The organism is Clostridium sp. JS66 (assembly GCF_033561535.1).
In the GTDB taxonomy this organism is placed as follows: Bacteria; Bacillota; Clostridia; order Clostridiales; family Clostridiaceae; genus Clostridium_AM; species Clostridium_AM carboxidivorans.
This window is the reverse complement of record NZ_CP131467.1, coordinates 954,138-978,743: the sequence shown is the minus strand read 5'-3', so window position 1 is coordinate 978,743 and position 24,606 is coordinate 954,138. Positions and strand designations below refer to the sequence as shown.

Annotated in this window: 26 protein-coding genes and 1 pseudogene; 1 reads left to right on the top strand and 26 read right to left on the bottom strand. The window is 30.0% G+C overall.

Annotation, left to right across the window (positions count from 1 at the left end; all coding sequences use genetic code 11):
- Positions 1-14: 14 nt before the first annotated feature.
- The 6 genes and pseudogenes from Q6H37_RS04495 to Q6H37_RS04470 form a co-directional block, all read right to left on the bottom strand.
- On the bottom strand, positions 15-1,433 hold the full coding sequence (locus Q6H37_RS04495; RefSeq protein WP_318739462.1) for a hypothetical protein: 1,419 nt from the start codon (positions 1,431-1,433) through the stop codon (positions 15-17).
- A gap of 312 nt (positions 1,434-1,745) precedes the next feature.
- A complete protein-coding gene (locus tag Q6H37_RS04490; protein WP_318739460.1) occupies positions 1,746-2,219 on the bottom strand; it encodes an immunity protein YezG family protein in 474 nt (157 codons plus the stop codon).
- Between the two features lie 64 nt (positions 2,220-2,283).
- Entirely contained in the window at positions 2,284-2,568 is a 285-nt protein-coding gene (locus Q6H37_RS04485; RefSeq protein ID WP_318739458.1) for an SMI1/KNR4 family protein, read from the bottom strand.
- A gap of 260 nt (positions 2,569-2,828) precedes the next feature.
- A pseudogene (locus Q6H37_RS04480) lies at positions 2,829-2,951 on the bottom strand (helix-turn-helix domain-containing protein); the annotation flags it as partial.
- A gap of 59 nt (positions 2,952-3,010) precedes the next feature.
- Entirely contained in the window at positions 3,011-3,946 is a 936-nt protein-coding gene (locus Q6H37_RS04475; RefSeq protein WP_318739456.1) for a ketopantoate reductase family protein, read from the bottom strand.
- A 63-nt stretch (positions 3,947-4,009) separates the two neighbouring features.
- Positions 4,010-4,624 (bottom strand): TetR/AcrR family transcriptional regulator, encoded by a 615-nt coding sequence (locus Q6H37_RS04470; protein ID WP_318739454.1) that lies wholly within the window; start codon positions 4,622-4,624, stop codon positions 4,010-4,012.
- Between the two features lie 686 nt (positions 4,625-5,310).
- Here Q6H37_RS04470 and Q6H37_RS04465 point away from each other — a divergent pair.
- On the top strand, positions 5,311-6,045 hold the full coding sequence (locus Q6H37_RS04465; protein WP_318739452.1) for a helix-turn-helix domain-containing protein: 735 nt from the start codon (positions 5,311-5,313) through the stop codon (positions 6,043-6,045).
- Positions 6,046-6,298: 253 nt separating this feature from the next.
- Here the strand turns inward: Q6H37_RS04465 and Q6H37_RS04460 are convergent, their stop codons facing one another.
- The 20 genes from Q6H37_RS04460 to Q6H37_RS04365 all read right to left on the bottom strand — a co-directional run bounded on the left by Q6H37_RS04460 (position 6,299) and on the right by Q6H37_RS04365 (position 24,534).
- The gene (locus Q6H37_RS04460) at positions 6,299-7,513 is read right to left on the bottom strand and encodes an FAD-dependent oxidoreductase (RefSeq protein WP_318742921.1); all 1,215 of its coding nucleotides are present in this window, start codon (positions 7,511-7,513) and stop codon (positions 6,299-6,301) included.
- A 251-nt stretch (positions 7,514-7,764) separates the two neighbouring features.
- Complete coding sequence (locus Q6H37_RS04455) at positions 7,765-8,550, bottom strand: EFR1 family ferrodoxin (protein ID WP_318739450.1); 786 nt, start codon at positions 8,548-8,550, stop codon at positions 7,765-7,767.
- 222 nt (positions 8,551-8,772) lie between these two features.
- Positions 8,773-9,255, bottom strand: a complete 483-nt coding sequence (locus Q6H37_RS04450; RefSeq protein WP_318739448.1) for a hypothetical protein — start codon at positions 9,253-9,255, stop codon at positions 8,773-8,775.
- A 13-nt stretch (positions 9,256-9,268) separates the two neighbouring features.
- A complete protein-coding gene (locus tag Q6H37_RS04445; RefSeq protein WP_318739446.1) occupies positions 9,269-9,541 on the bottom strand; it encodes a hypothetical protein in 273 nt (90 codons plus the stop codon).
- Positions 9,542-9,937: 396 nt separating this feature from the next.
- Positions 9,938-10,363: a hypothetical protein gene (locus Q6H37_RS04440; protein WP_318739444.1), complete on the bottom strand. Its 426-nt coding sequence runs from the start codon at positions 10,361-10,363 to the stop codon at positions 9,938-9,940.
- Positions 10,364-10,378: 15 nt separating this feature from the next.
- The gene (locus Q6H37_RS04435; protein WP_318739442.1) at positions 10,379-10,579 is read right to left on the bottom strand and encodes a hypothetical protein; all 201 of its coding nucleotides are present in this window, start codon (positions 10,577-10,579) and stop codon (positions 10,379-10,381) included.
- A gap of 474 nt (positions 10,580-11,053) precedes the next feature.
- Positions 11,054-11,344, bottom strand: a complete 291-nt coding sequence (locus tag Q6H37_RS04430; protein ID WP_318739440.1) for a hypothetical protein — start codon at positions 11,342-11,344, stop codon at positions 11,054-11,056.
- Position 11,345: 1 nt separating this feature from the next.
- Positions 11,346-11,723, bottom strand: a complete 378-nt coding sequence (locus tag Q6H37_RS04425) for a hypothetical protein (protein WP_318739438.1) — start codon at positions 11,721-11,723, stop codon at positions 11,346-11,348.
- Between the two features lie 239 nt (positions 11,724-11,962).
- Positions 11,963-12,214, bottom strand: coding sequence for a hypothetical protein (locus Q6H37_RS04420; RefSeq protein WP_318739436.1), 252 nt, complete (start codon positions 12,212-12,214; stop codon positions 11,963-11,965).
- Positions 12,215-12,230: 16 nt separating this feature from the next.
- Positions 12,231-12,518: a hypothetical protein gene (locus tag Q6H37_RS04415; RefSeq protein WP_318739435.1), complete on the bottom strand. Its 288-nt coding sequence runs from the start codon at positions 12,516-12,518 to the stop codon at positions 12,231-12,233.
- Positions 12,519-13,337: 819 nt separating this feature from the next.
- Positions 13,338-14,054 carry a hypothetical protein gene (locus Q6H37_RS04410; RefSeq protein ID WP_318739434.1) on the bottom strand — a complete coding sequence of 239 codons (717 nt, stop codon included), beginning with the start codon at positions 14,052-14,054 and terminating at the stop codon, positions 13,338-13,340.
- Between the two features lie 20 nt (positions 14,055-14,074).
- Entirely contained in the window at positions 14,075-15,520 is a 1,446-nt protein-coding gene (locus tag Q6H37_RS04405; RefSeq protein WP_318739433.1) for a hypothetical protein, read from the bottom strand.
- Between the two features lie 378 nt (positions 15,521-15,898).
- Complete coding sequence (locus Q6H37_RS04400; RefSeq protein WP_318739432.1) at positions 15,899-16,372, bottom strand: antitoxin YezG family protein; 474 nt, start codon at positions 16,370-16,372, stop codon at positions 15,899-15,901.
- Positions 16,373-16,664: 292 nt separating this feature from the next.
- Positions 16,665-17,561 (bottom strand): DUF2156 domain-containing protein, encoded by an 897-nt coding sequence (locus Q6H37_RS04395; protein WP_318739431.1) that lies wholly within the window; start codon positions 17,559-17,561, stop codon positions 16,665-16,667.
- Between the two features lie 178 nt (positions 17,562-17,739).
- The gene (locus Q6H37_RS04390) at positions 17,740-18,567 is read right to left on the bottom strand and encodes an ABC transporter permease (RefSeq protein ID WP_318739430.1); all 828 of its coding nucleotides are present in this window, start codon (positions 18,565-18,567) and stop codon (positions 17,740-17,742) included.
- Complete coding sequence (locus tag Q6H37_RS04385) at positions 18,567-19,481, bottom strand: ABC transporter ATP-binding protein (protein WP_318739428.1); 915 nt, start codon at positions 19,479-19,481, stop codon at positions 18,567-18,569. The genes Q6H37_RS04390 and Q6H37_RS04385 overlap by 1 nt, the downstream gene beginning before the upstream one ends.
- A 153-nt stretch (positions 19,482-19,634) precedes the next feature.
- Positions 19,635-19,856 carry a NifU family protein gene (locus Q6H37_RS04380; RefSeq protein WP_029160347.1) on the bottom strand — a complete coding sequence of 74 codons (222 nt, stop codon included), beginning with the start codon at positions 19,854-19,856 and terminating at the stop codon, positions 19,635-19,637.
- Positions 19,857-19,936: 80 nt separating this feature from the next.
- Entirely contained in the window at positions 19,937-22,315 is a 2,379-nt protein-coding gene (gene lon, locus Q6H37_RS04375; RefSeq protein WP_318739425.1) for an endopeptidase La, read from the bottom strand.
- 119 nt (positions 22,316-22,434) lie between these two features.
- Complete coding sequence (locus Q6H37_RS04370) at positions 22,435-22,998, bottom strand: TetR/AcrR family transcriptional regulator (RefSeq protein WP_318739423.1); 564 nt, start codon at positions 22,996-22,998, stop codon at positions 22,435-22,437.
- Positions 22,999-23,370: 372 nt separating this feature from the next.
- A complete protein-coding gene (locus Q6H37_RS04365; protein ID WP_318739421.1) occupies positions 23,371-24,534 on the bottom strand; it encodes a macrolide family glycosyltransferase in 1,164 nt (387 codons plus the stop codon).
- Positions 24,535-24,606 lie beyond the last annotated feature (72 nt).

Sequence of the window (24,606 nt, the reverse complement as noted above, 5' to 3'; positions counted from 1 at the left end):
TATTCATTCACATCCTACTTTTTCAATAATAAATCAAATACTAATTCACCAGCATCATTTACATATCCATAAACTCTGGTATGTCCACCTGCTGTCGGTACTTTAAGCTTATAAGTATATTCAATTCCTCCTTTCGTAATTATTTCATCTTTGCTAAGTTCAATTATGCCTGAAGTTCCTTGTCTTCTTGGCGCTAAACCTTTATCCATAGCATTTTGAAACTTTTTATCAAGACTCATTTTTTTCAACTCTTTAAGGACTTTGCTATCCAGGCTTCTAGTACTGGCTAATCCAGCTTCTCCTACCCCCTCTGTAGGTGAAACAAAAACGATCCCTGCTGATATCTTCGGTTCATTAGTATAAGCAAGTTTATAGCCATACGTTTTAGTACTAATCACTTGACCATCTTTTGTTATTATATCATCATTAGGAAGTTCTAATCCATTAAATGTAGGTGGAGAATTTTCTGTTAAAACGTAAGTATAAATATATCCACCTTTTTCATAAGTTATTTGCTTAGGCAAATTAGATATCTCATTTGACGAATATATCTTAAGTCCCACATTAAGTCCTAAAATATCACACTTAATATATTTTTCTGCTTCTTTATATGTAAATACAGTTTCTTTTAGTTTCTTATATTCATCTTCTCCCAAAATAATTTTTGCATATTTTAGTATTCCCTTTTCTTCTATCGTTAAGTCCGCTGGATTCTTTAACATTAACTGCATTACTTTATTTTTATCAACTTGTCCACCTTCCGAAATAATGGACATACCTCTAAATTTAGACATTCCCTCAGTTATCCCAGATATCTTCCCGAGTACTGAACATATATTGCTTTCCAATGTCTTAACACCACTGCAATACTCATTAAAGGAATCATTAAAATCTGTTAAACTAGTTGTTTGATTCTTTAGTGACTTTCGTGCCTTTTCAATATCTTCTCCAATAGGAAATGATGTAAAGGTTAGGCTATTCAATAAATTTTGTATTTCTACAAATTTAGAATCCATCTTCTTATAATAATCGTTTATACATTTATCAACATTATTATTTATTTGAGCTTTACCTGAGTATTCTAATGAAATAATCCCTATATCATCATGTGTAAGAGCTGCTCCTCCTGCACTTCTTTTGATACAATCTTCAAAACCCTCACATCTTTTCTTTAATTTGACTGCTTCTGGCTTTTCTTCTCTTTCCATTGCATTTTCCACATACTTGAAATCTTCTTGTAACTTTGTATAAAACTCTTGCTTTTTACTATGATTTTGTTCAAATTGATCTTTTGCTGCACCTGACCAACCTTGGTCGGTAAGTTCTTTAACTGTTTTATTTATATTTTCTTTTTGTTCTGCTAGTATTCTTATAAAATTTTCATAGTCTCTTATTGTATTTGTCAATTCACCTATATCTAGCTTAAAATCCATTTATTTTCTCCCATGTACTATACTTTACTACATTTTTATATTAATATAGCAAAGAATATATATCCAATTTTTACATTAATATTCACATAACTTCTTTATTTTAATATTTTAGTACATGTGTGTCAATATTGTTTTATTTTTCCTAATTCAATAGCAAGCTTAGCCAAGGCTTCGCAACCACACCCAGGGCAGTTAACAAATTGTTACAATTTGTTTTGCTAATGCAAAAGAAAAAACTCAACATTTCTATTGAGCAATTTCATCAGTGGCGGTGAAGCTCGGTAGGTGAAATCCACCAAATTAATACATACATTATTTATTATCCAAATATCTATCTATTATTTTTTTATGTTTCTCATTAGTAGGTACAATTTGCAGCACTTCATATTCCCAAATTATTTGTCTTTCTCCTGATGAAAATGGTGATTTCAATATGTCATCGTAATTAAATTTAATATTAAACTTTCCATTATTATTTAATCTAAACGTAAAATTAGTCCATACATTTTCATTGTTTTCTTTATACTCTTTATATAATTCTTCAACAACATCATTTAATTCCATTAATAAATTTTCATACATATTCTCATCAAAACTATATATCTCAGGAATATCATGCCCATATATAATATTATTTCTTGTCAATGAATTAAAATAAAAATACACTTCACTTGAATCCTCTAGCACTTCCCCATATAAGTAAATCTCATTCCACTTATCCGGTATCATTTCAATTACTATATTAGAAATTTTTCTATATATCTCACCCATTATTTTTGTTTCCATTTTGTTAACCTCCAGATTTCATAAATATTTTTTGTAGCTAAATTCACCAAATTTTTCAGCTAAATTATTTGCTCAGCATTTTCAAAAATGCAGCAAAACTATCTGCTACTTTAATAGTAACAGGTTTGAAATCATCTGATTCAGGGGATTCCAACAAGCATAAGAAACGTTCAATTAGATATTCTCTTCCTTCATAATTAAAAGTATTTGTCTTAGGTATGGCACCATTATTTATCTTCAAGAATTCCTTATATTCTTTAGGCAGTTTTACCCCACAATACTCTTCAAATGAACTTATAACCTCATCACCAGGTAATGGTAAAATAATACTATCTTCTTTTATTTTCATACTTAATCCTCCTACCTTCTATCTTCCTCTAGGGATATTCCTTCAGTCATTGCAAAAACCGGAAGTTTTTTTGTTTGCTATAAGAACAGATTTTATGTCAGAATTCTATTTCAAAATCTCAAATAGACTTTGTAAAATAAGCATTCTTTTTATTTTTTAAAATATATTGAAACTGATAAGAAAACTTTTTCTGGTAGCTAACTTTTTTCACCTCGCAAAAACACGCAGTGCTTTTGCTCTGCGTGTAAAATCATTAAATATTATCTTAGTTCTATATGAATTTCTTTTCCTAGTCCTTTTGCAAGCTTACTTAAAAAATTTAAAGAAGGATTGTAGTTTCCACTTTCAAGCCTGCTAATATTTGATTTTTGAGTTTCTATTCTAGAGCAAGCTCAGCCAAGGCTTCACAACGACCCCCGACCTGTTATGTACCTATATAAAATTATTCCTTACTATACTTACTAAGTTCATATATATCATCTTTATAATTTTTTGTTTCTTTTATCAATAATTCAAAGGATTTTTGTAATTCTATTGTCTCATTCTTCGCCTTATTTGCATGCCTAGCCATACTAAAATCAGCAATTTTACTTTTAAACGCAAATCTGTAAACTAAGGCCAAAAACCAAATAGGCATATAAAACAAGTTTAAACTTCCAGGTTCAACTGAATAACCTAATTCCTTAAGTGAACTTAAGCCTTCTCTTATCCCCCTAATCATTAATTTCAAATCAGGGTTATTATCCGCCAATAACTTTATATTTCCCGAATTTTTATAAATTGCATTAGCAACAGGAACTATTATTGCTACATGAGTTTTCTGCCAGCTATCTATATTATTAGAAATAGCACATGAAATACCTGCATTTTTAAAAGCTTTAACTATTGAATTTAACCTATCTGTATGTGTTCCATCAATTTCACCAAATGTAGTTATTTGATACTTTCCTATTAATCCATTAACAATATAATAATTGGTAATACCATCAATAGTCTCACCACCACATGCTGGAAATCCAACTAGCATTCTTTTACCCATACATTGTTTCCATTTATCATAACCAGATGGATTATTAACAAAGAATACAATATTTTCGCTCTTGTTTTTTTCTAGAATTGGTAATATATTGTCTACCTGCTGAAATTGCATTGTAACTAAAATATAATCATATATATCATCACTACGTAATTCATCTATAACATTTACGTTATAAGTCTCAAGTTTTTTAGTATATATATTATTTAATTTTAGCCCTTCCTTTTTTATTCTATTAAATTTTTCATTCCTTGCAAGTACTGTAACATCGTTCCCAGATGAGCAAAGTTTACCTGCAAATATACTTCCAATTACTCCTGCACCATAAATTAATATTCTCATAACAAACTTCCTTTCGCCACCTTCATAGCAACACAAATTTCTTACATGATAAAAACCTTATATTTAATCTAGAAGATACACTTCTACCACATTTAAAGCTTCTGACAAGAGACGCTCCTTATTAGCAATATTTTTCGAAAAAGCTATTTCATCTATAACTGAATCAAGTAATATAAATATAATTTCTATAGTTGCTTCTATATCTCTAAGTCTGTCTTTCTTTGCATATTTCTCAAAATAATCAATTGCTATTTTTTTCAGCTGCTCCTGCTGCCTCTTAACAATATTCTCTACTCTAAAATTTGAAAGAGCTAATATTCGAATTTCTCGATTAAGCTCTAAGGACTCTTCATGTTTCTTAATGATAATCTCCATTAATCTTCTTAAAAAAACTTTAGGATTATCCTCTAAAGTATCAATTTCTTTCAAAAACACTTCATGTATCTCCACAAATGATCTATAGTATCTATCTAATATTTGTATAAAAATTTCTTCCTTGTTTGGAAAATAAAAATATAAATTTCCAATAGATATATTAGTTTCTTTTGCTATTTCATTAGTGCTCACATTATAATAGCCCTTTTGACCAAAAAGTTTAAGAGCTGTATCCAAAATTTTATCCATTGTTGCTTCGCTTCTTTTTTGTTTTGGTTTATATATTTCTCTGCCTTTGCTCAAATAAACATCTCCTTAACTTATTAGAGTTTATACTCTAATTTTATCACTACAAATAAAAAAGTCAACATATTTAGAGCATTTACTCTAAATATGTTGACTTTCAATTTAAAACTTTTACAAGAAATTTGTTTTATTAAAGCTGCAAAGTGCCTTCTATTCCCTCAAACACAATCCTTCTTTTTCTTCCATTCATAATTAAAGAACTGTCTTCTGTACAATATTTCATCTTTTTTTCCATGCCAAAAGATTACATTACATTTTTCACTACTTTTCCCATTCAAAAATAAGACTCGGCACAGGAATATCCCTGCACTAACGGCGTGAATTGTCCATAAACCCCCATAGTAGGAACTCCTTTGAAAAGCAAGTCCTCTCTAGTTAAAAATTGGAGTAAGAAGCAAGCTCAACCTTTCAGGTTTCGCAACCACCCCTGAGCTCGTTACAAAAATTGGAAGTTTTTTTTGTTTGCTAAAAGTTAATCTTAAAAGCAAATATAAAAATCCTGATTTACATTGCATAAGGCATGGAAATTGTAAATTGACTTGCAAAGAAGAAGCAAAATGGTGTAAATTTTATATAGATATAATTTAGATAGAGAATATATCAAAAATTACTAAAAAATGTTTTGACAAGAATGTTATAGATAAAACTATGAAAAATTTAACTGAAGCAGCTGGAGGATTAATATGCCTAATCTTTATACAAGAAATTTAGAAATTGTACATAAAGCTAAGGAAGGTAAAACATGTCGAGAATTAGCTAAAGAATATAATATATATTATTCAACAATTGCTCGTATAATTAAAAAGCATAAAAAACTTGAGGCTTACTGCAATGAGATGGAAACTTTAAAAGCTAAGAATAAAATAAATGAAGAAACGAAGTTATATGATTTATGTAAGCTATTAAAGTTTGATACTAGAAGTATTAAGGCTTTAGTTTATAAAAATATTAAAAGTATAGATAAGCTTTTAGCATTAAGTGAAGAAGATATTTATGCAATAAGAAGTCTTGGTAAAATGAGCCAAGAACATGTAAAAAAATGTATAATTGAATACAGAGAAAAAATGAATCAACTTAATAATTTATATGGGATAGATATTAATAATACAGAAAAAGTTACAGACAATCTTGAAGAATCATCAATTCAAAAATCATTAATTGAGCCAGAAGTAAGTATAAAGGCTAATAGAGAATATATTTATAAACTTATTAGAGCTGTAGATGATGGACAAATTGATTCAAGATTTTTAGAAAAAGAAATAAGTAAAGAATTTGATAGAATAGAAAATATAAATAAAGAATTATTGAGGACTTTGATAAATTTGCAAAAGTCTAGAAATATTCCTTGGGCTCATGAAGATCAGTATAAGGTAGAAATGGAATGTAAGCTGGAGCAGATTTTAAATATGTATAAATAATGCCATATTTTTAGCAAGCTCAACCTTTCAGTTTTCACAACCACCCCTGAGGTCGTTATAAAAACTGGAAGTTTTTTGTTTGCTAAAAACTTATTTAATTATTAATATGCAAACCATTACCGATAAAACACCCTCACATATTTCCTACTAAACAAATCACTTTAAATAGTGACTTATTATCTCTTTTACATAGTTTCATTTGTACTATATAAAATTATTGGTTTTTTAAAAGCTAATATTATTAATGGTAAGTTTAATTATCAAATCTATCTACTTTAAACAGGCTTAAATCTTTATCTGCTTCTCCTAAATATAATTTACTTAACATCATTCCACCTAGCATAGCAAATAATATTCCATTTGCCCCATAGCCTAAGCAATACCACAATTTAGAGTTATCCGGTTCTTTTCCTATAAACCCCAAATTATCTTGAGTAGATGCAAAGGCTCCACAATATCTATATTCTATTTCGATATTTAAGTTTGGAAATAAACTTTTTAGCCTTTGCTCTAATTTTTCATAGCTTTTATTACATAATTCTTCATTATATATATCCGGTATAAAGTTTATATCTTCTCCTCCAATTATTAACCTGTTATCTCTAGTTGTTCTAAAGTAATTATAAGGATCCTTGTTATCTCTAATAACTACGTCTTTATAAATATTCTCAATATTATCTATAGGCCTGGTTGCAATATTAAATGTAGTAGTTTTAGTTCCAAAGTTTCTTTTAGTAAAAAGTGCTGTATTATACCCTGTAGCTGCAAAAACAATTTTTCCTTTAACTTTATAGCCATACACAGTTTCTACGGTAACACCATTGGCACAATATTTAACATCTATTGCCTCTGTGTTTTCATAGGCTCTTAATCCTTGTTTACAGCTTACATCAATTAAATGATGAGTAAATTTATATGGATCCAATACAGCTCCTCCGCCTTTAGCTAATACCCCGCCCTTTACATCAAATAAGAATGGATTATTATTTTCATCAATAAATTCTACAGGCAATCCACTATTTTTTCTAATTTTATATTCTTCCTCCATCTCCTTCTTTTCTAGCTTCACAGCTGTATATAAAAAACTATCTACTCTTTTGAAATCACAGCTATTTCCATTGTTATCTATAAATTCTTGAATTTCATCTAGCGCCTTTATTCCTAGGTTATATGACTTTATTATATTCTCTATACTTGTATATTTCTTTAGCTCCATAGCATTACTATCAAGCTCATATTGAAGTAATGCTGTTGTTATGCAAGTACTCCCATGACCTATTCTTGATTTCTCTAAAATAACGCAATTAATATTATTTTTACTAAAATAGTATCCTAAAATTGCTCCAGTAACTCCCCCTCCTATTATTATTACATCTGTATCTATATCATCTGTTAAATATTCATATTGTTTTTTATTTTTGTTGATTCTTGTAAATATGCAATCTCCCTGTACATATTGTGTATTCAACATAACCCCTACTTTCTTATGTATAATTCCATTTACAATGTTTTAAATGTACTCCTTATGGATTCCTCAAGCAGCCCATTATAATAAACTCTTGGCAAGACAATCTTATACTTATTGTTTCCTAAACCTTGTAGTTATATCCTAGAAATGTTGAAATATATTTTATTGTTCTCTTACCTATATATGTAAGTAATTATAAAAAGCGAAGGGAACATTAATTTACACCTTCGCTTTATATTACAAGCTTCAAACTATATAAAAATTTCAGGTTCACGTGTAACTGTACCAAAGTTATTAATTAGTCCTTCAGTAAATTTATTAAACATCTCACTATCTATAACCTTTGAACCTGTTGGACATTTTTTTATACAACTACAGCATTTTATACATTTTGACGCATTGATATCCTTAAAGTTATCAAAATCTATAGCACCCATTGGGCAATACTTTGCACAAATTCCACATTTATAACAACTATCTGTAGTTTTAGGTGTTGCTATTTGTATGGGAACCTTTTCTACATATGGAAAGTTGCCTTTAACTGCAAGTTTTATTGATTTTAAACTACTATCCTCATTATTTATTTTTTCTTTGATTTTACTTCCAAAATTTAAAGCAATATTTAAATCACTATTATTAGGTCTCCCAGTTGCAACCTTTGTGGTGTAGGAGTGTTCTCCGATAAATGCACCACCTGCAATTCCGACAAACCCGTTTTTTTCAAAGATATCTCTTAGCTCTATTAGTGAATCTTCGTAGTCTCGATTTCCATATACTACAACAAAAACAGCTTTTGTATTATTTCCTTTTACCTTAGTAAAGTAATCTCTTAAAAATTTTGGAACTCTACCAGCATATACAGGTACTCCAACGATAACAAGTTCATCACTATTAAAAGTAAGTTCATTTTGTCTGTTATCAGGAAGGGTAATGTTATATTCTTTTGATATTTGTCCAATACCTTCTGCTACTTTTTTTACAACTTTACTGGTGTTGTTAGTAGCACTAAAATAAAGTAAATTTAATTGCTTGTCCATAATAAATCCTCCATTTAGTTTATTTAGATAACCTTCTTAGGGTGGCTATTTGCAGTTTTTAGAGTGTATTTTTCATGTTGTAGTTAAAAAACTTACTACAGAATTATTATTATGCACTTAATTATTTTTAACCTATTATTGATATTATTTGTATTATATAAATTAAAATTGTTAAGCAGTAGGTTATTAATTTTGTATTCAGTTTAGTCATTAGATATTAGTTTAATATAATTCTAGTTGTTGTTTTTGCTCCTCTGCAATTTTTCTAAAGGGTTCAAATAAATCATGCATACTTTTGATAAATAATGAGTCACTTATTAATTCATTATCTTTATTTATTTTATCAAAAATAATATAGAAATTTTCCTGCTCATGTATTGATGATTCTGCTGATATATCATCATCATCACTTAATCTATCAATTAAATCATATAGACTTATTCTTTTTTCTATATATAGCATATAATAGTATCCAACCACAGCATCATATTGTGAAAATTCATTATTCTCATAATAACATTCTTCTATCTTTTTATCATACACTGTTGTACATAATTCATCTATGTCTTTTGCCAATGAAATTTTATATATCCATTCTTCAACATCATTATTGTTTAATATTTGTTTATCTGCCCACCCTTGCCAGTCTGATTTAGAATAATAACCACTTATAACTGCTATATATATATAATTTGCTATTGTCATTTAATCACCTCTTTCATGGTGTATCAGGATGTAATCCTGGAACACCATCACCATGTTGTGCTGGTTCGTTATAAGGATTTGGATGATGAGGATTTGTATGGGATGGAATATCAGGTCTACCATGGTCAGTATAGTCATTATTACCTATTCTTCTACCATATCTATCAAATATAGTTTCTCTTATATACATTTCTCCAGTCTTACCATTAATCTTTATATCTTTAATACTTCTTTCTCCTGGTACAGTATATAAGCGTTGCCTTGTATTAATGTTCTTTCCGTTCATTACTTTATATACAAATTCTCCATTCTATTTTACTTTTTGAATTGAACCAGCACCTTGTTTCCAGTATGATTCATATCTAGCTACTTCTGCAGACTCCCATCATATCAACAAAAGTTTTTTCAGGATTACACGCCCCCTTGGGGCCGAAACTGTAGTTACAAAAGCAAATGGTAGCAACAGTTTTTAACTATTACTACCATTTTAACATTGTTATTTAATTTGCACATTGACCTACTACAGAATTACAATTATGCAGTAAATTTTGAAATTCACTTTTTCAGAATATTCACCTTACTAAAGCATATTCATCTGTTATTGTACAATTCTATACTTTTGTGGTGAGAATAAAACCTATTTTTGCAATTACTCTGAGAAATGAAATATCTTCTTCATTCATTATAATTCATTGGAATACAATGAAACTTTACCTCCAACATCATCGGCTATAAGTTTGTTAAGTTTTGCCCACAATTTGTCAATAGTACCTAATTCACTCTCTACATAATAACAGCATCTGTGTGAGCGATTATTTATATCATCAATTTCTACATCAACTTCAATTTTTAGATGACCAGATATATCAGGCTTCATAATTTTCATAGAAAAAGCTGGAGTATAATCTCCATTCTTTTTACCAAACTCAACATAGCAATCCTCATTATATAATTGAGAATACTTGCGAATCTTTTCTGATATCTCCTCTAAATTATTATTCTGAACATAACAACTTTGATATGCTGTAACAAATTCAGATATAGCAGTAATCTTTAATTCAATTAAATCAGAATCTTGCCATACCTTTTCAAAAATAATATTATTCATAAAACTACCTTCTTTCTATTTAAATTTGAAATCATCAAATGCACCTGTAACTTTATTATAATCAAAATGTACTACTGTTTGGCTACCATCAGAATTTTTAACTATTGATTGCATTTTAACCCATCCTTCTTCCTGTGGCCACCTTTTATCACCCATCTTAAACGGTAATTCTTTTGCATTTTCTAAAGGATTTGATTTAACTTGTTCTATAGCCATTTGTTCATTTAAACTACTTGGTATAGTTCTTCCTGTGATACCTCTTCCTTCAATTTTAACAGGGTTACCCGCCCCCTTGGGGCTGAAACTGTAGTTTAATTTTTAGTGGCAACTAGTCTTTTACCACCAGTTACCACTATTTTATCATACTGCTTCTTTTAACTCTACTGTTGGCATCACGTATTCCGTCTTCCTCTAGGTGTGTTTTAAATCCCTGTACTAATTCATTTGTCATTGTTCTTTACCCCTTTCTTTTTTAGACATGAGAAAAAGGCTAACGCCTTTTTTCAGCGTTAGCCTTCATTGATACTTTACCTATTTGATTTTACTTTTTTACTTCTAACTGCATTATCATTATTATGAAGTTAGTTTGATATATGCAATATCACTTTTTTACAAGGTTTTTGTTTCCTTTAATCCTACCACAAAATAACTGTAGTCAGTATTGTCAAAATTTTGTAGTGAGTACAGCAATTATTTATCTATCGGAGTTATTTGAATGAAGTTTGGTATTCGACTACTAACTACTTCCGCTGGCTCATCAAAAGATATCAAGTTTGCACTTGCTGGAACTTTTGTTCTACTAATGTGTATCCCGTGTAAACATGATTTACACCAAATATCTAAATACCCAACCCTTGTTGTCTCATCTCCAACATATTGGAAGTCTATTCCTCTATCTCCACATTTGGGACAAGTCAGATTATCTGTATTGGGTGATTTATCTGCAATTGCTTTCACAAGCTTTAGCCATTCATTGAACATACTATTTCCCTCCTCTATTGTAGTACTGCCACCAAGAATCCTCTGAACCCCACGCACCTTTTTCATATAGATTTAATGTTTCTGTGTCTGTTGCTGGTCCTAGAACTCTTGTTTGATAAATATGCATTCTTTCATGCCCTAACGTCTTTACTAAAGTTTCTGTATCCGTAAATCCATCTGGATACAATTGTATAACCTTGCCATCTGGTGAAGCATATCCACATAGTCCTTTTCCGATTAGTTCAGGGTCTCTTACAATTTTTATCTGAACACCATCTAATCCTATACCAGCATCTTTTGCTACTTTTTCAACATTTCTTAACTGCATTGGTTCTGCTAAATCTTTGTACACTCCAGTGTTGGCAGTTTTCCTAAACAAATCAGCATCAGCCGCCCCCTTGGGGCTGAAACTGTAGTTACAAAGTTAAATGGTAGCAACAGCTTTTTACTATTACTACCATTTTAGTATTGATTTAAATTTTATTCAGCCACTCGCTACAGAATTACAATTATGTAGTGAGCTTATAATATCTCATTCTATTATTCTGGTAAAACAGTAAAATACATATAATTTTCAATATTTATGCAGTCACTCTTTACATCTTTATGCATTTAGTCTTATGACTCAATTGTTGTTCTTTCCGGAAAAATCCCCTTCTCTCTTACAACAATTCTCGAAATTCTTTGTGCTGCAAGATTGATGAAAAACTCATTTGAGACTCCCTCTTGTTCTATAGCATCAATTTGTTTAAAAGCCCTATCAACCTTATTATATTCTATCTTTCCTGTCACATCTTCATTAGGTCCATATTTATACACTACTTTTTTATCATCCTCATATTGCTTTATTAATAATACAAATACTGCCATGTTATATTACCTCCTTTTATGGATTCCATATCCTACCTGTTGATTCTGTCATATCATGTGCTGTTCTATAATTAGTTTTAAATATTGATTCGAATTTTGATTCAAATATCTCATGATTTAGCAAGTCTAAATCGCTTTGCACATGTTCCCCTTTGATTAATCTTTCCCAAGCATTTGCCATATCATAATTGGGGTCAAATCGTCTTACACCATCAGATAAAGTATGCTCATTATTGAATACATGTTCTTTTATTCTACTAATACGCCATTCTGGTATTCCAGTATTTTCAGATATATTCTTCACATCTGTTGTATAGCTCCTTATATTATCATACATTTTTTTGGCTTCTGCTTCTCTTTTAAGATACTCATCAACTGATAGAAGCTTTCCTCCTGTTTCAGCTTCTCCTACCCCCTTGGGGCTGAAACTGTAGTTTAATTTTTAGTGGCAACTAGTCTTTTACCACCAGTTACCACTATTTTATCATACTGCTTCTTTTAACTCTACTGTTGGCATCACGTATTCCGTCTTCCTCTAGGTGTGTTTTAAATCCCTGTACTAATTCATTTATCATTGTTCTTTACACCTTTCTTTTTTAGACATAAGAAAAAAGCTAACGCCTTTTTTCAGCGTTAGCCTTCATTGATACTTTACCTATTTGATTTTACTTTTTTACTTCTAACTGTATTATCATTATTATGCAGTATACCTTTGGGAAAAAGAATTTTAGTTCTATACCACTTACAAGGTTTTAATTTTTATAAATCAATTTTTATTCTTAATACCTTATTAATTTATTTAATTCCATAGTTCTGAATGCTTTCTTAAGTAATTAGTTAATTCCAAGTATCTATTTATATTTTATGCAAAATATACTACTCACTTCAAGAAAATATCATAATATTTTTTTGTATTTAAAATTCTCATGCTAATTTATTTTATATGTTTCTTTTCTGCTTTTAAAAAATCATCAAATAATCATATAAGATGCTTATTATTTTATACCCATGTGTTATATGATTTGATATTACTTATAGTAACACAACATTTTAATCTAACAGCATATACCATTTCAAACATGTTAAATCTTAATCTGCTACAACTTTCTAAAAATTCTTCCTTCTAAATATGGTATCCAAACTCTGGTTCATAATCATATACACATCCCAAATCTTTACACTTCAATGTCATTTCACAACTATTACCATTCAGCATAATCCCCATATTGTATTCAAAATTTTTTTGATTAATATTAGCCAAATGATACTTATTTCCTGTTTTATAGTTGTTTGCCAATATTAATAACATCGTTGCAAAATCCTTTAAACCTGCATAATTTAATTTAAACACCACTTGCATATAATCTTGAGTTATATTGATATTTTCTTCATTATATATTGCAACATCTACTATATTATTATATCCTAATTCATATTCCTCAATAGACTCATCACATGCTGGTTCCTTTATTTCAATAGATTTCTTAATTTCATTTCTAATATAAATCTCTTTATAATTCTCCAATTTTTTATCATAACAGTCACTTTCCATTAGACCATTTAGCACAACAACCAATGACGGACTTGAAGGTGTCATAAAAAAACCTAAAGCCTGATTTCCTGGAACATTTTTTCTTCCTAAAGGATCAATATGAATATGAAATTTCTTATTTTCATTTATATCTTCATACATCCAGATTAAATTGGTAGCAAAACCGATTAGTGCTTCTTTGCTAAATGCAACTTCTACTCTACTATTTTTATCTGTTACTTCCACACCTGTAACAGATAATTCTGCAAATTCCTTTAATAAAATACTATTATTTAAATTAATTATCATAATAAATCTCCTTAAAAATATTATTTAAACGGACTCTTTTTAGGAATATATACATTATCAATATCAAAAGGCTTTAAATTCCCACTTTCATCTAAATAAACATGTAAGTCATAAACAGTTCTACCCCCACTAGTTTGTATTTCAAGATTCCAATGATCACCTATTGGATCATGATCATTAAACCCTCCAATATCTTTTCTTAATAGAACTTTATAATCATCATTCATTTGATATTGTTTCATATATGGTTCCATTTTTCCCGTTTCTGGATTTAATTTTTCAGTGACTTTAGCATTTTTCAATCCATAGAATATTTCCTGTAAATTAGGATTACTTACCCCCTCTGTAGGTGAAACAAAAACGATCCCTGCTGATATCTTCGGTTCATTAGTATAAACAAGCTTATAGCCATACGTTTTAGTACTAATCACTTGACCATCTTTTGTTATTATATCATCATTAGGAAGTTCTAATCCATTAAATGTAAGTGGAGAATTTTCTGTTAAAACATAAGTATAAATATATCCATCTTTTTCATAAGTTATTTGCTTAGGCAAATTAGATATCTCATTTGACGAATATATCTTAAGTCCCACATTAAGTCCTAAAATATCACACTTAATATATTTTTCTGCTTCTTTATATGTAAATACAGTTTCTTTTAGTTTCTTATATTCATCTTCTCCCAAAATAATTTTTGCATATTTTAGTATTCCCTTTTCTTCTATCGTTAAGTCCGCTGGATTCTTTAACATTAACTGCATTACTTTATTTTTATCAACTTGTCCACCTTCCGAAATACTGGACATACCTCTAAATTTAGACATTCCCTCAGTTATCCCAGATATCTTCCCGAGTACTGAACATATATTGCTTTCCAATGTTTTAACACCACTGCAATATTCATTAAAGGAATCGTTAAAATCTGTTAAACTAGTTGTTTGATTCTTTAGTGATTTTCGTGCCTTTTCAACATCTTCTCCAATAGGAAATGATGTAAAAGTTAGGCTATTCAATAAATTTTGTATTTCTACAAATTTAGAATCCATCTTCTTATAATAATCGTTTATACATTTATCAACATTATTATTTATTTGAGCCTTACCTGAGTATTCTAATGAAATAATCCCTATATCATCATGTGTAAGAGCCGCTCCTCCTGCACTTCTTTTGATACAATCTTCAAAACCCTCACATCTTTTCTTTAATTTGACTGATTCTGGCTTTTCTTCTCTTTCCATTGCATTTTCCACATACTTGAAATCTTCTTGTAACTTTGTATAAAATTCTTGCTTTTTAGCATGATTTTGTTCAAATTGATCTTTTGCTGCACCTGACCATCCTAAGTCGGTAAGTTCTTTAACTGTTTTATTTATATTTTCTTTTTGTTCTGCTAGTATCCTTATAAAATTTTCATACTCTCTTATTGTATTTGTCAATTCACCTATATCTAGCTTAAAATCCATTTATTTTCTCCCATGTACTATAACTCTTTACTGCATTTTATATTAATGTAATAAAGAATATATATCCAATTTTTACATTAATATTCACATACTTCCTTTATTTTAATATTTTAGTACATGTATGTCAATATTGTTTTATTTTTCCTACAAATTTAGCACATAAATTCCAGTGAAAATTTTATTTTTATTGGAATTGTATTTTCTTACACTTATTCAAAGGGCTGGTAAGCCAAGGCTTCACAACTATACCCAGGTGAGTTAACAAATTGTTACAATTTGTTTTGCTAATGCAAAAGAAAAAACTCAACATTTCTATTGAGCAATTTCATCAGTGGCGGTGAAGCGCGGTGTATAAAATCTACCAAATTAATACATACATTATTTATTATCCAAATATCTATCTATTATTTTTTTATGTTTCTCATTAGTAGGTGGAATTTGTAGCACTTCATATTCCCAAATTATTTGTCTTTCTCCTGATGAAAATGGTGATTTCAATATATCATCGTAATTAAATTTAATATTAAATTTTCCATTATTATTTAATCTAAAAGTAAAATTAGTCCATACATTTTCATTGTTTTCTTTATACTCTTTATATAATTCTTCAACAACATCATTTAATTCCATTAATAAATTTTCATACATATTCTCATCAAAACTATATATCTCAGGAATATCATGTCCATATATAATATTATTTCTTGTCAATGAATTAAAATAAAAATACACTTCACTTGAATCCTCTAGCACTTCCCCATATAAGTAAATCTCATTCCACTTATCTGGTATCATTTCAATTACTGTATTAGAAATTTTTCCATATATCTCACCCATTCTTTTTGTTTCCATTTTGTTAACCTCCAGATTCCACAAATATTTTTTGTAGCTAAATTCACCAAACTTTTCAGTTAGATTATTCGCTCAGCATTTTCAAAAATGCAGCAAAACTATCTGCTACTTTAATAGTAACAGGTTTGAAATCATCTGATTCAGGCGCTTCCAACAAGCATAAGAAACGTTCAATTAGATATTCTCTTCCTTCATAATTAAAAGTAAGCCTTGGTTGAGTTTGCTACTTCATTTAGATTCCAATTGGGAACGTGACCTAGAATTCCATCCTATGCTAGTTTTTTAGATCTTCCTAGAAACTAAAAATGAATTTCTTCTCTAGTTTTAAAGGATAATAAGACATTTTAGATTTTCTAAGTCCATCAATGCCCAAGTCTTGTTCCCTATTTATTATTTCTGCAACATTAAAACATTTATCTATCAATGTTTTTGCGATAAAACTATATATACCATTTATATTTTTATCACCTTTTTCAATATGAATCACAGCAAGTTTTTCATTTAAACTTTCACCAATACTAAATGCCGCTACTTTTCCATCAACATATACTGCTACCCCCTTAAGGTTTAATAAACTCATATTATTAACTATATTCTTTATTGCCAGGAGTTCATAATACAGTTTACTATCTTGTTCATCCGTTTCCTCATACCATTTTTCAGCTGCAAGGATAACATCTTTAATTACTTTTTCATCGTTTATTTCAATTACCTCATAGCTGTAGTTCTTGGTGAAAGCGTTGTAGTGATTCTTTTTGGAATGAAGCTTTTTACCTGATAAAGTCATAAGCTTTTTTGCTTCATATAAATAATCAAAGTTATCTCTATCTTCTTTTATATAAAACCCGTTTTTTTCACTAAGCAAAACATTTAATTCTTCTATAAAGCTCTCCTCTAAATCTTTAAATAAATATTTCATATGATTTTCTTCTCTATATGCTTTTAATTCCTCTATAATCTCTCCTAGGTCTTCTCTTTTGTATCCTAAAGGTTGCATGAAATGATAGTTTCCATCAAAGTCCTTCTTTTTTAGTATAAGAGCCTGCTTATGTATGGCGTACTGAACATCACAGGCATCTTTCCAAATATATAAACTTGTAAAGGAATATTCACAACTGAAAAATTTATATGGATAAATATATTTGTCTATAATCTCTTTGTCTTCTAAACATAATTTTTTAAATATCATAAATCTACCATCCTTTAATATACTATATTTTATCCAATGACTCCACGCTCTAATAATCCTTCGCACTCTGTGAAAGCGACTGTCACCAAATCGAAGAATTTGGGACATCTGCTTTTCTCAAAGAGGGATTAAAGAGCAGCTGCGTCCTTGGATTCTTAGTTTCCACTTTATCATTGAATTAAAACATTATATCTTTAGATACCTTAACCTTTGAAAAATCTGCTTTGTTAAATTGCTTAACGCAGAGTATAAAGAAAATAATACCAATGATTAATACGATAATTAATCCTAAATAGGGAGTTATAATAAAACCATGTATATCAAAAGCAACCCCTTCCTTAATAAGCATAGCATTTGAATAATGTTCCATTCTTAGAGTAATATATCTATAAATTGAGGTTGTATAGGTTAAGGGATTAAGATATATAATTGGTAAAAGAAACTTTGGCAGTATAGTTGTTGGTATATACGCCCCAGAGAGAAAGGTTAGGGGCATGGTTATAATTCCAATTATAAGTTGAAAATTTGTGGAGTTCTTTGCCAAAGTTGCTAGATATAAGCCCATGGAACTAAAGGTTATACCCACGAGGATCATGATTGCTGTCAATTTTATAAATTGAAGAAGGTCTGTGGATAGACCTATAAATAAGCCAAGGACAAGTATTATAATCCCTTGAAGTACAGCTACAACTGCTGAGGATAATATTTGTCCCATTGAAATTTGGTATCTTGAAATTGGAGCAACAAGGATCTCCTTCATGAAGCCACTAGATATATCTTCAATAGTCAGCATTGAATTATTTAGGGCTGCTTGAAAAACAGTCATTATTATTATACCGGCAATCAAATAGTTAGTGGGATTGGCTATGCCTGTGGTAGAGGATTTCATAACAAAAGAAAATATAAACAGGAAAACTACTGACATAAATACAGTGAAAAATAGTCTAACCCTATCTCTTATAAAGTTTGTTAAATTTCTTATCAGAATTGCATTAATTGCACGCATTATTCTCGAATCTCCTTTCCTGTTATTGCTAGGAAAACATCATTTAAGGTTCCATTTGTTACTTCAAAGTCTGTAATATAATCTTCAAAGGTTGAAGTTATTTTGAAGATTTCTTTAAGCTCTGGTATATAAATTAAAATAAGTTCATCAACAATTTTATATTTAATACCTTTATCCATAAGATATTGAATTACAGGTTTTGAATCTGAGACTTTTATTTTCATTAAAGCACTTGTGTACTGTTTTTTCAAATTATCAGGAGTATCATAGGCAACTATTTTCCCATGATCCATTATAGCTACCTTATCAGAAATTTCTGCTTCATCCATATAATGAGTAGTTAGAAAGATAGTTATATTTTTTTGTTTCTGTAGTTTATAAATATAGTTCCAGATACTCGCTCGTGTTTGAGGATCAAGTCCTGTAGTTGGTTCATCAAGGAAAAGCACTTTAGGATAATGGACGAGCCCCCTAGCAATTTCTACCCTTCTTTTCATTCCCCCTGATAGACTGTTAACTGTTGCCTTTCTCCAATCACTAAGGTCCACCAAGTCAAGAACAAAGTCAATTCTTTCCTTAACCTCAGATTTTGGAACGTTGTAAAAGTCGCAATGGAGCTTTAGATTTTCATAAACAGTTAATTTTACATCCAAGGTTGATTCTTGAAATACTATTCCAATATCCTTTCTAACTCTATCCTTATGCTCTGATACATCATTACCATTGATTTTTAATGTGCCCTGTGTTTTGTTTAGAATTGTACATAGAGTATTAATCGTTGTGCTTTTTCCAGCACCATTAGGTCCTAGAAAAGCAAATATTGTGCCTTCAGCAACTTCAAAGGAAATATCATTAACCGCAATAAAATCTTCATACTGTTTTGTAAAATTTTTCACTTCTATTATATTTGGCATAATCAACCATCTTTCTATATTAATATTTATTTTTTTGAAGATGCCTTACACATCTTAATAAATAGGCAGCCGGACAGTATCTTATTATCTCTCAATACTAATATACTATCCGACTACTAATCCTTAGCCTTTTTTTGCTGGTAAACTTTCTAATTATACCCCTATAACTTCTTTAACTCCTATAACTTCCTTTTTTAGAGTTTGTTCTATAAGCATTTTTATAGTCATCATCGCTGAAGGGCAATTTCCACAAGCACCTTTCATTCTTACTCTTACAATTCCATCTTTATTAACATCTACAAGTTCTACATCCCCACCATCTCTTTGAAGTATTGGGCGAATTCTATCTAAGGATTTCATTACTAATTCTTTCATATTTTTAATTTCTCCTTCTATATATAGTGTACAAGGTACTAAGCCCCATTGTCATGGCTATGTCTATTTACGACATTTATCTATACTTGGAAAGATACCTCATCAGATACCTTTTGATTGAACATATGATCTATTCTAGGTAAGGAAATTCCTAAAGTTTCTTTAAGTACATCTTCTATAGTATCTACAGGTATAATTGTAAGTTGCATCTTCACTTCTTCCGGCACGTCTTTAAGGTCAATTACATTGTCCTTTGGAATTAATACTTTTGTTATACCAGCTCTTTGGGCTCCTAATAATTTTTCCTTTAAACCACCTATTGGCAATACGGCACCTCTTAAAGTTATTTCTCCTGTCATTGCAATTTTGGAATCCACCTTAATGCCTGTGACTAAGGAGGCAAGGGCAGTAAATAATGTAATACCCGCAGATGGACCATCCTTAGGAACTGACCCTGATGGAACATGAATGTGTAAATCTCTTTCCTTAAAATTAATTGAATTCATTGGTAATCTTGACTTTAATAAGCTTAAAGAGATTCTAGCTGATTCTTTCATCACATCGCCTAATTTACCAGTTAATGTAACTTGTCCACTTCCTAACATATCAGTTGCTTCAATAAAAAGTATTTCTCCTCCAACGGGAGTCCATGCGAGTCCAGTGACAACTCCTGGTGGATTATCTAGCTCGGCCTTATCATGTCTTGAAACTTGTCTTCCTAATAAGTCCTCTAATTCCTCCATTTTAACTTTATAAGGTAATTCTACTTTATTAGATACTATTTTCTCGGAGGTTACTCTTGCTATGGCAGCCAATTGCTTTTTTAGTCCCCTAACTCCAGCTTCTAAAGTGTAATCACTAATTATTTTTTGTAACACATCATCCTCAACAACTAATTGTTCCTCTGATAATCCATGCTCTTCAAAAACTTCCGGAACTAAATGATTTTTTCCAATATGGAACTTTTCATTTATTGTATAGCTGGAGATTTGAATGACTTCCATTCTATCCAATAATGGGCCTGGAATACTTTCAAGAGAATTAGCTGTAGCAATAAAGAGAACCTCTGACAAATCATAAGGTAGATCTAAATAATGATCTGTAAAGCTGTTGTTCTGTTCTGGATCAAGTACCTCAAGTAATGCACTAGCAGGATCTCCATTATAACCAGTCATTAGCTTATCGACTTCATCTAAAACCATAACAGGATTACTTTCTCCTGCTTTTTTTATGCTTTGAATAATTCTTCCTGGCATAGCTCCAACGTAAGTTCTTCTATGTCCTCTAATTTCTGCTTCATCTCTAATTCCACCTAAACTCAAACGAATATACTTTCTGTCAAGAGCTTCTGCAATACTTTTACCTAGACTTGTCTTTCCTGTTCCAGGAGGTCCTACAAGTAATAGGATAGAACCCTTCTTGTCTTTCTTTAGCTGCATTACAGCTAAATGCTGTATTATTCTGTCCTTAACCTTGGATAGTCCATAGTGCTCATCATCTAAAATTCGCCTCGCTTCCCCTAAATTAATAGGTTTTGCTTCACTCTTTTTCCAAGGCAGTTGTACTAATAGGTCTAAGTAATTACGTATAATATTATAATCTGAACTACTAGCACTTTGAGCTTGCAATTTATCTAATTCATCAAGAGCAGTATTCTTTATATCAGGTGGCATCTGCGCTTCTTCAATTTTACTTAAATAATCTTTATCCTTTTTAGCACTTTCTCCCTTCCCTTCATTTAGTTCCTCTTGAATAACTTTTAATTGTTCCCTAAGCATTGATTCTCTATAATGTTTATTTGCTTTTTCAGAAACTTTCTCTGCCAGCTGAAGCTGTAATTCAAGGGTTTCTTTTTGTTTTAGAAGGTAGTCCATAAACTTTAAGCTTCTCTCCTTCAAGGATTGTGTTTCAAGCAAATCATACTTTTCAACCTTTGATATTGGCATGAATTGAGATAAATGGACAACGAATGAATTTAAGTCCTTTATCTCTTCAATTACCTTCATGTATTGCTCTGACCCTTGGAATTTCTCACCTATTTCATGGGTAACTTTTTTCATATAACCTAGCATTTCTTCCTGGCTTTTTTCATTGAGATCAATATTATCAGGGGAAGCATCATATTCAGCATGTATAAAATCATTTTCAATACTAAGAGTTCTCATTTCAACTCTATCCAAAACTTTAATCTTAAGCTGATATCCCTTTTCTATTTTCTCCACTTCATCAACTTTAAAGGAAACACCTACCTTGTAAAAATCCTCTTCTTTTAGTTCTTTTTTATTAAAGTTTTGCTTTAGGGGTAATGCAATATTTGCAATATCTTCCCTTGCTAAATTTCTTAGTTCCTCTTCGCTAAGCTTACTTATTCTAAGTATAAAAATTACGCCTGGCAATAAAACTGTATCAGATATAGGAATAACTATTCCTTCTTTATTGTTTTTTTCTAAATTTATCATAATATTTTTCCTTCCTTTATGAGTCTTTATAAATGAACGTTCGTTTAATTATTTATTAAGTTATAGCGAGATAATTTTGTGCTAATAGATTTAATAAAATTATCTCGCTTTAAATTTTTTTATGTTAGCAAAGCATCCTGTATAATCTCAATCATCTCTTGGAGCAATTCTGCTTTTTCCGCTTCACTTTTGTTGTTATTAATTGCAATTGCTTTTACTGGATAAAATATAATTGCTAATAAATTATCATTATTATAATCTTTAATAATATGACTTTTTTTCAACTCAGCTATGAAATTATTAATGTTGCAAATACCTTTTCTTTCTGAACAACCACAAGCTAATGAGGGACAATTTGAAAACTGATCTACGAAGTGAAAAATTTCTTCATGTTCTTGAATATAAGTGTAATAACTTCTCACAAGTGTTTCTATAAGTTGTTGTCCTTTCATTCCTTGATGTACTCTATTTAAAAGATAATTAAAAATTTCTTCTGAGTACTCACGATAAATATCCTGCAGCATGGCTTCTTTGTTTTCATAATATATATATACCGTTGCTGGAGAAACCCCCGCCGTTTTAGCAATTTTTGAAATAGAAGTACCCTGAAAACCTTGTTCAAGTATTAGTTTTATTACTGCTTCTTTTATACTTTTTTCTTTTTCATCATCTTTTTTTCTCATATGACCACCTCTATCTATATTTGTATAATAAACGATCATTCATTTATTGTCAATAGTAATGGCCAAAATTATTAGCAACAAAGATTGCTCGTTTCACCTCCAATCTTTGTAAGGGGTCTGACCCCTTACAAAAACTGGAACAGTTTTTGTTGCTATGCATAGGTATGTGTTATCAAATATTTTTGCATATTGCAATATGAATTTAATGGATAAACTGAATATTGATTTAAATAAATAGTATGCTAGAATACACTCTATAGCGAGTGCTTCTAATATTGTCGGTTTAGTTTGCTCTATCCCTTATTGATATTACTCGAATGTGAATGGTCAGCATTAAATTAAAAGCTATAATTTATTATTCATTGCAGCTAGCTACTTATTCATATCACATAAATTAAGTATTTCATCTACCCCCTTTTTAAAGCCGCCAGCTTCTTTGAGTGATTTTCCAATCTTTTTACTGTTTATTCTAAAATTATTGTCTGAAAGAATCTTAACTACTGATTCCTTCAATATCTCGGGGGTAACTTTATCTTTTTCAATAATAATACCAGCACCGAGTTGTGCTACTCTCTTTGCTACAAAAGGCTGATCTCCAGATTGAGGAATAAGAACCAATGGAACATCATAATACAAACCTTCATTTGTACTGTTCATACCAGCATGAGTGATAAACACATCTGCTTGTTTTAAAATCTCAAGTTGAGATACATAATTTCGAACAATAAAATTCGATGGAATAGATTTAAATGTGTTAACATCTATATTTTTACCTATAGACATGATAATTTGTACATCATCCATATTATCAAAAGCTTTAAAGCAATTTTCATAGAACTCAATAGACTTATTAAATATAGTACCTAAAGATATATAAATAACTTTCTTCTTATCATCAATTTCTAAAGAAAGACTCCCATCTTCATTTCTATCTCCTATTGATGGCCCAATGAACTTATAGCTTTCATCAAAGTTTTCACCACAAATTTGGAAATATTTAGAAGTATATACAACTTTAAGCATGCCTGTACCAGCAGCTGCCATCAGCATACTAGGGAATTTTATATCATATTTTTCTTGTAAATTCTTAACAAAATCCATGTAAACTGAATTAGTTGAAAGCTTCTCTATGTTAGGGCGTATATACCTAAATATATCAAAAACATCTATACTTTCGTTGGCAGCAAAAGTTGTAATAGAACAAATTGTAGGTATTTTTAATACTCTGCCTACTTCATTACCTATAATAAAATTTGAATCGTAAATAATATAATCGAATTTTTCCTTTGCATTAAATACAAGTTCAAGTATTTCTTGAAAAATATTAATTGGCACCATGGGCACCTTACTATCTTTCGAATTTGATAAATTCTTGATTCCTTTAAATTTAGCTCCTGTCTTTTCTATTTTTTCTCTAAATTCCTCACTAGAAATATAAGTCACCTTTTCTCCTCTAGCAATCAATTCTTCGACTAGAAATATAGTAGGGTTAACGCGCCCTGTACCAGACATAGTTATAAATAATGCATTTGACATTTTTACCATCCTTTCGTTTTATAATTAACACCTAAAATATATAAAAATTATAAATGTTTTTCTTTACAAAAT

What these genes read in the sequence shown, in the direction of transcription:
- Q6H37_RS04495 (WP_318739462.1), bottom strand. Translation starts at nt 1,433, where the DNA reads ATGGATTTTAAGCTAGATATAGGTGAATTGACAAATACAATAAGAGAC.
- Q6H37_RS04490 (WP_318739460.1), bottom strand. Translation starts at nt 2,219, where the DNA reads ATGGAAACAAAAATAATGGGTGAGATATATAGAAAAATTTCTAATATA.
- Q6H37_RS04485 (WP_318739458.1), bottom strand. Translation starts at nt 2,568, where the DNA reads ATGAAAATAAAAGAAGATAGTATTATTTTACCATTACCTGGTGATGAG.
- Q6H37_RS04475 (WP_318739456.1), bottom strand. Translation starts at nt 3,946, where the DNA reads ATGAGAATATTAATTTATGGTGCAGGAGTAATTGGAAGTATATTTGCA.
- Q6H37_RS04465 (WP_318739452.1), top strand. Translation starts at nt 5,311, where the DNA reads ATGCCTAATCTTTATACAAGAAATTTAGAAATTGTACATAAAGCTAAG.
- Q6H37_RS04455 (WP_318739450.1), bottom strand. Translation starts at nt 8,550, where the DNA reads ATGGACAAGCAATTAAATTTACTTTATTTTAGTGCTACTAACAACACC.
- Q6H37_RS04450 (WP_318739448.1), bottom strand. Translation starts at nt 9,255, where the DNA reads ATGACAATAGCAAATTATATATATATAGCAGTTATAAGTGGTTATTAT.
- Q6H37_RS04445 (WP_318739446.1), bottom strand. Translation starts at nt 9,541, where the DNA reads ATGAACGGAAAGAACATTAATACAAGGCAACGCTTATATACTGTACCA.
- Q6H37_RS04440 (WP_318739444.1), bottom strand. Translation starts at nt 10,363, where the DNA reads ATGAATAATATTATTTTTGAAAAGGTATGGCAAGATTCTGATTTAATT.
- Q6H37_RS04435 (WP_318739442.1), bottom strand. Translation starts at nt 10,579, where the DNA reads ATGGCTATAGAACAAGTTAAATCAAATCCTTTAGAAAATGCAAAAGAA.
- Q6H37_RS04430 (WP_318739440.1), bottom strand. Translation starts at nt 11,344, where the DNA reads ATGTTCAATGAATGGCTAAAGCTTGTGAAAGCAATTGCAGATAAATCA.
- Q6H37_RS04420 (WP_318739436.1), bottom strand. Translation starts at nt 12,214, where the DNA reads ATGGCAGTATTTGTATTATTAATAAAGCAATATGAGGATGATAAAAAA.
- Q6H37_RS04410 (WP_318739434.1), bottom strand. Translation starts at nt 14,054, where the DNA reads ATGATAATTAATTTAAATAATAGTATTTTATTAAAGGAATTTGCAGAA.
- Q6H37_RS04405 (WP_318739433.1), bottom strand. Translation starts at nt 15,520, where the DNA reads ATGGATTTTAAGCTAGATATAGGTGAATTGACAAATACAATAAGAGAG.
- Q6H37_RS04400 (WP_318739432.1), bottom strand. Translation starts at nt 16,372, where the DNA reads ATGGAAACAAAAAGAATGGGTGAGATATATGGAAAAATTTCTAATACA.
- Q6H37_RS04395 (WP_318739431.1), bottom strand. Translation starts at nt 17,561, where the DNA reads ATGATATTTAAAAAATTATGTTTAGAAGACAAAGAGATTATAGACAAA.
- Q6H37_RS04390 (WP_318739430.1), bottom strand. Translation starts at nt 18,567, where the DNA reads ATGCGTGCAATTAATGCAATTCTGATAAGAAATTTAACAAACTTTATA.
- Q6H37_RS04385 (WP_318739428.1), bottom strand. Translation starts at nt 19,481, where the DNA reads ATGCCAAATATAATAGAAGTGAAAAATTTTACAAAACAGTATGAAGAT.
- Q6H37_RS04380 (WP_029160347.1), bottom strand. Translation starts at nt 19,856, where the DNA reads ATGAAAGAATTAGTAATGAAATCCTTAGATAGAATTCGCCCAATACTT.
- lon (WP_318739425.1), bottom strand. Translation starts at nt 22,315, where the DNA reads ATGATAAATTTAGAAAAAAACAATAAAGAAGGAATAGTTATTCCTATA.
- Q6H37_RS04370 (WP_318739423.1), bottom strand. Translation starts at nt 22,998, where the DNA reads ATGAGAAAAAAAGATGATGAAAAAGAAAAAAGTATAAAAGAAGCAGTA.
- Q6H37_RS04365 (WP_318739421.1), bottom strand. Translation starts at nt 24,534, where the DNA reads ATGTCAAATGCATTATTTATAACTATGTCTGGTACAGGGCGCGTTAAC.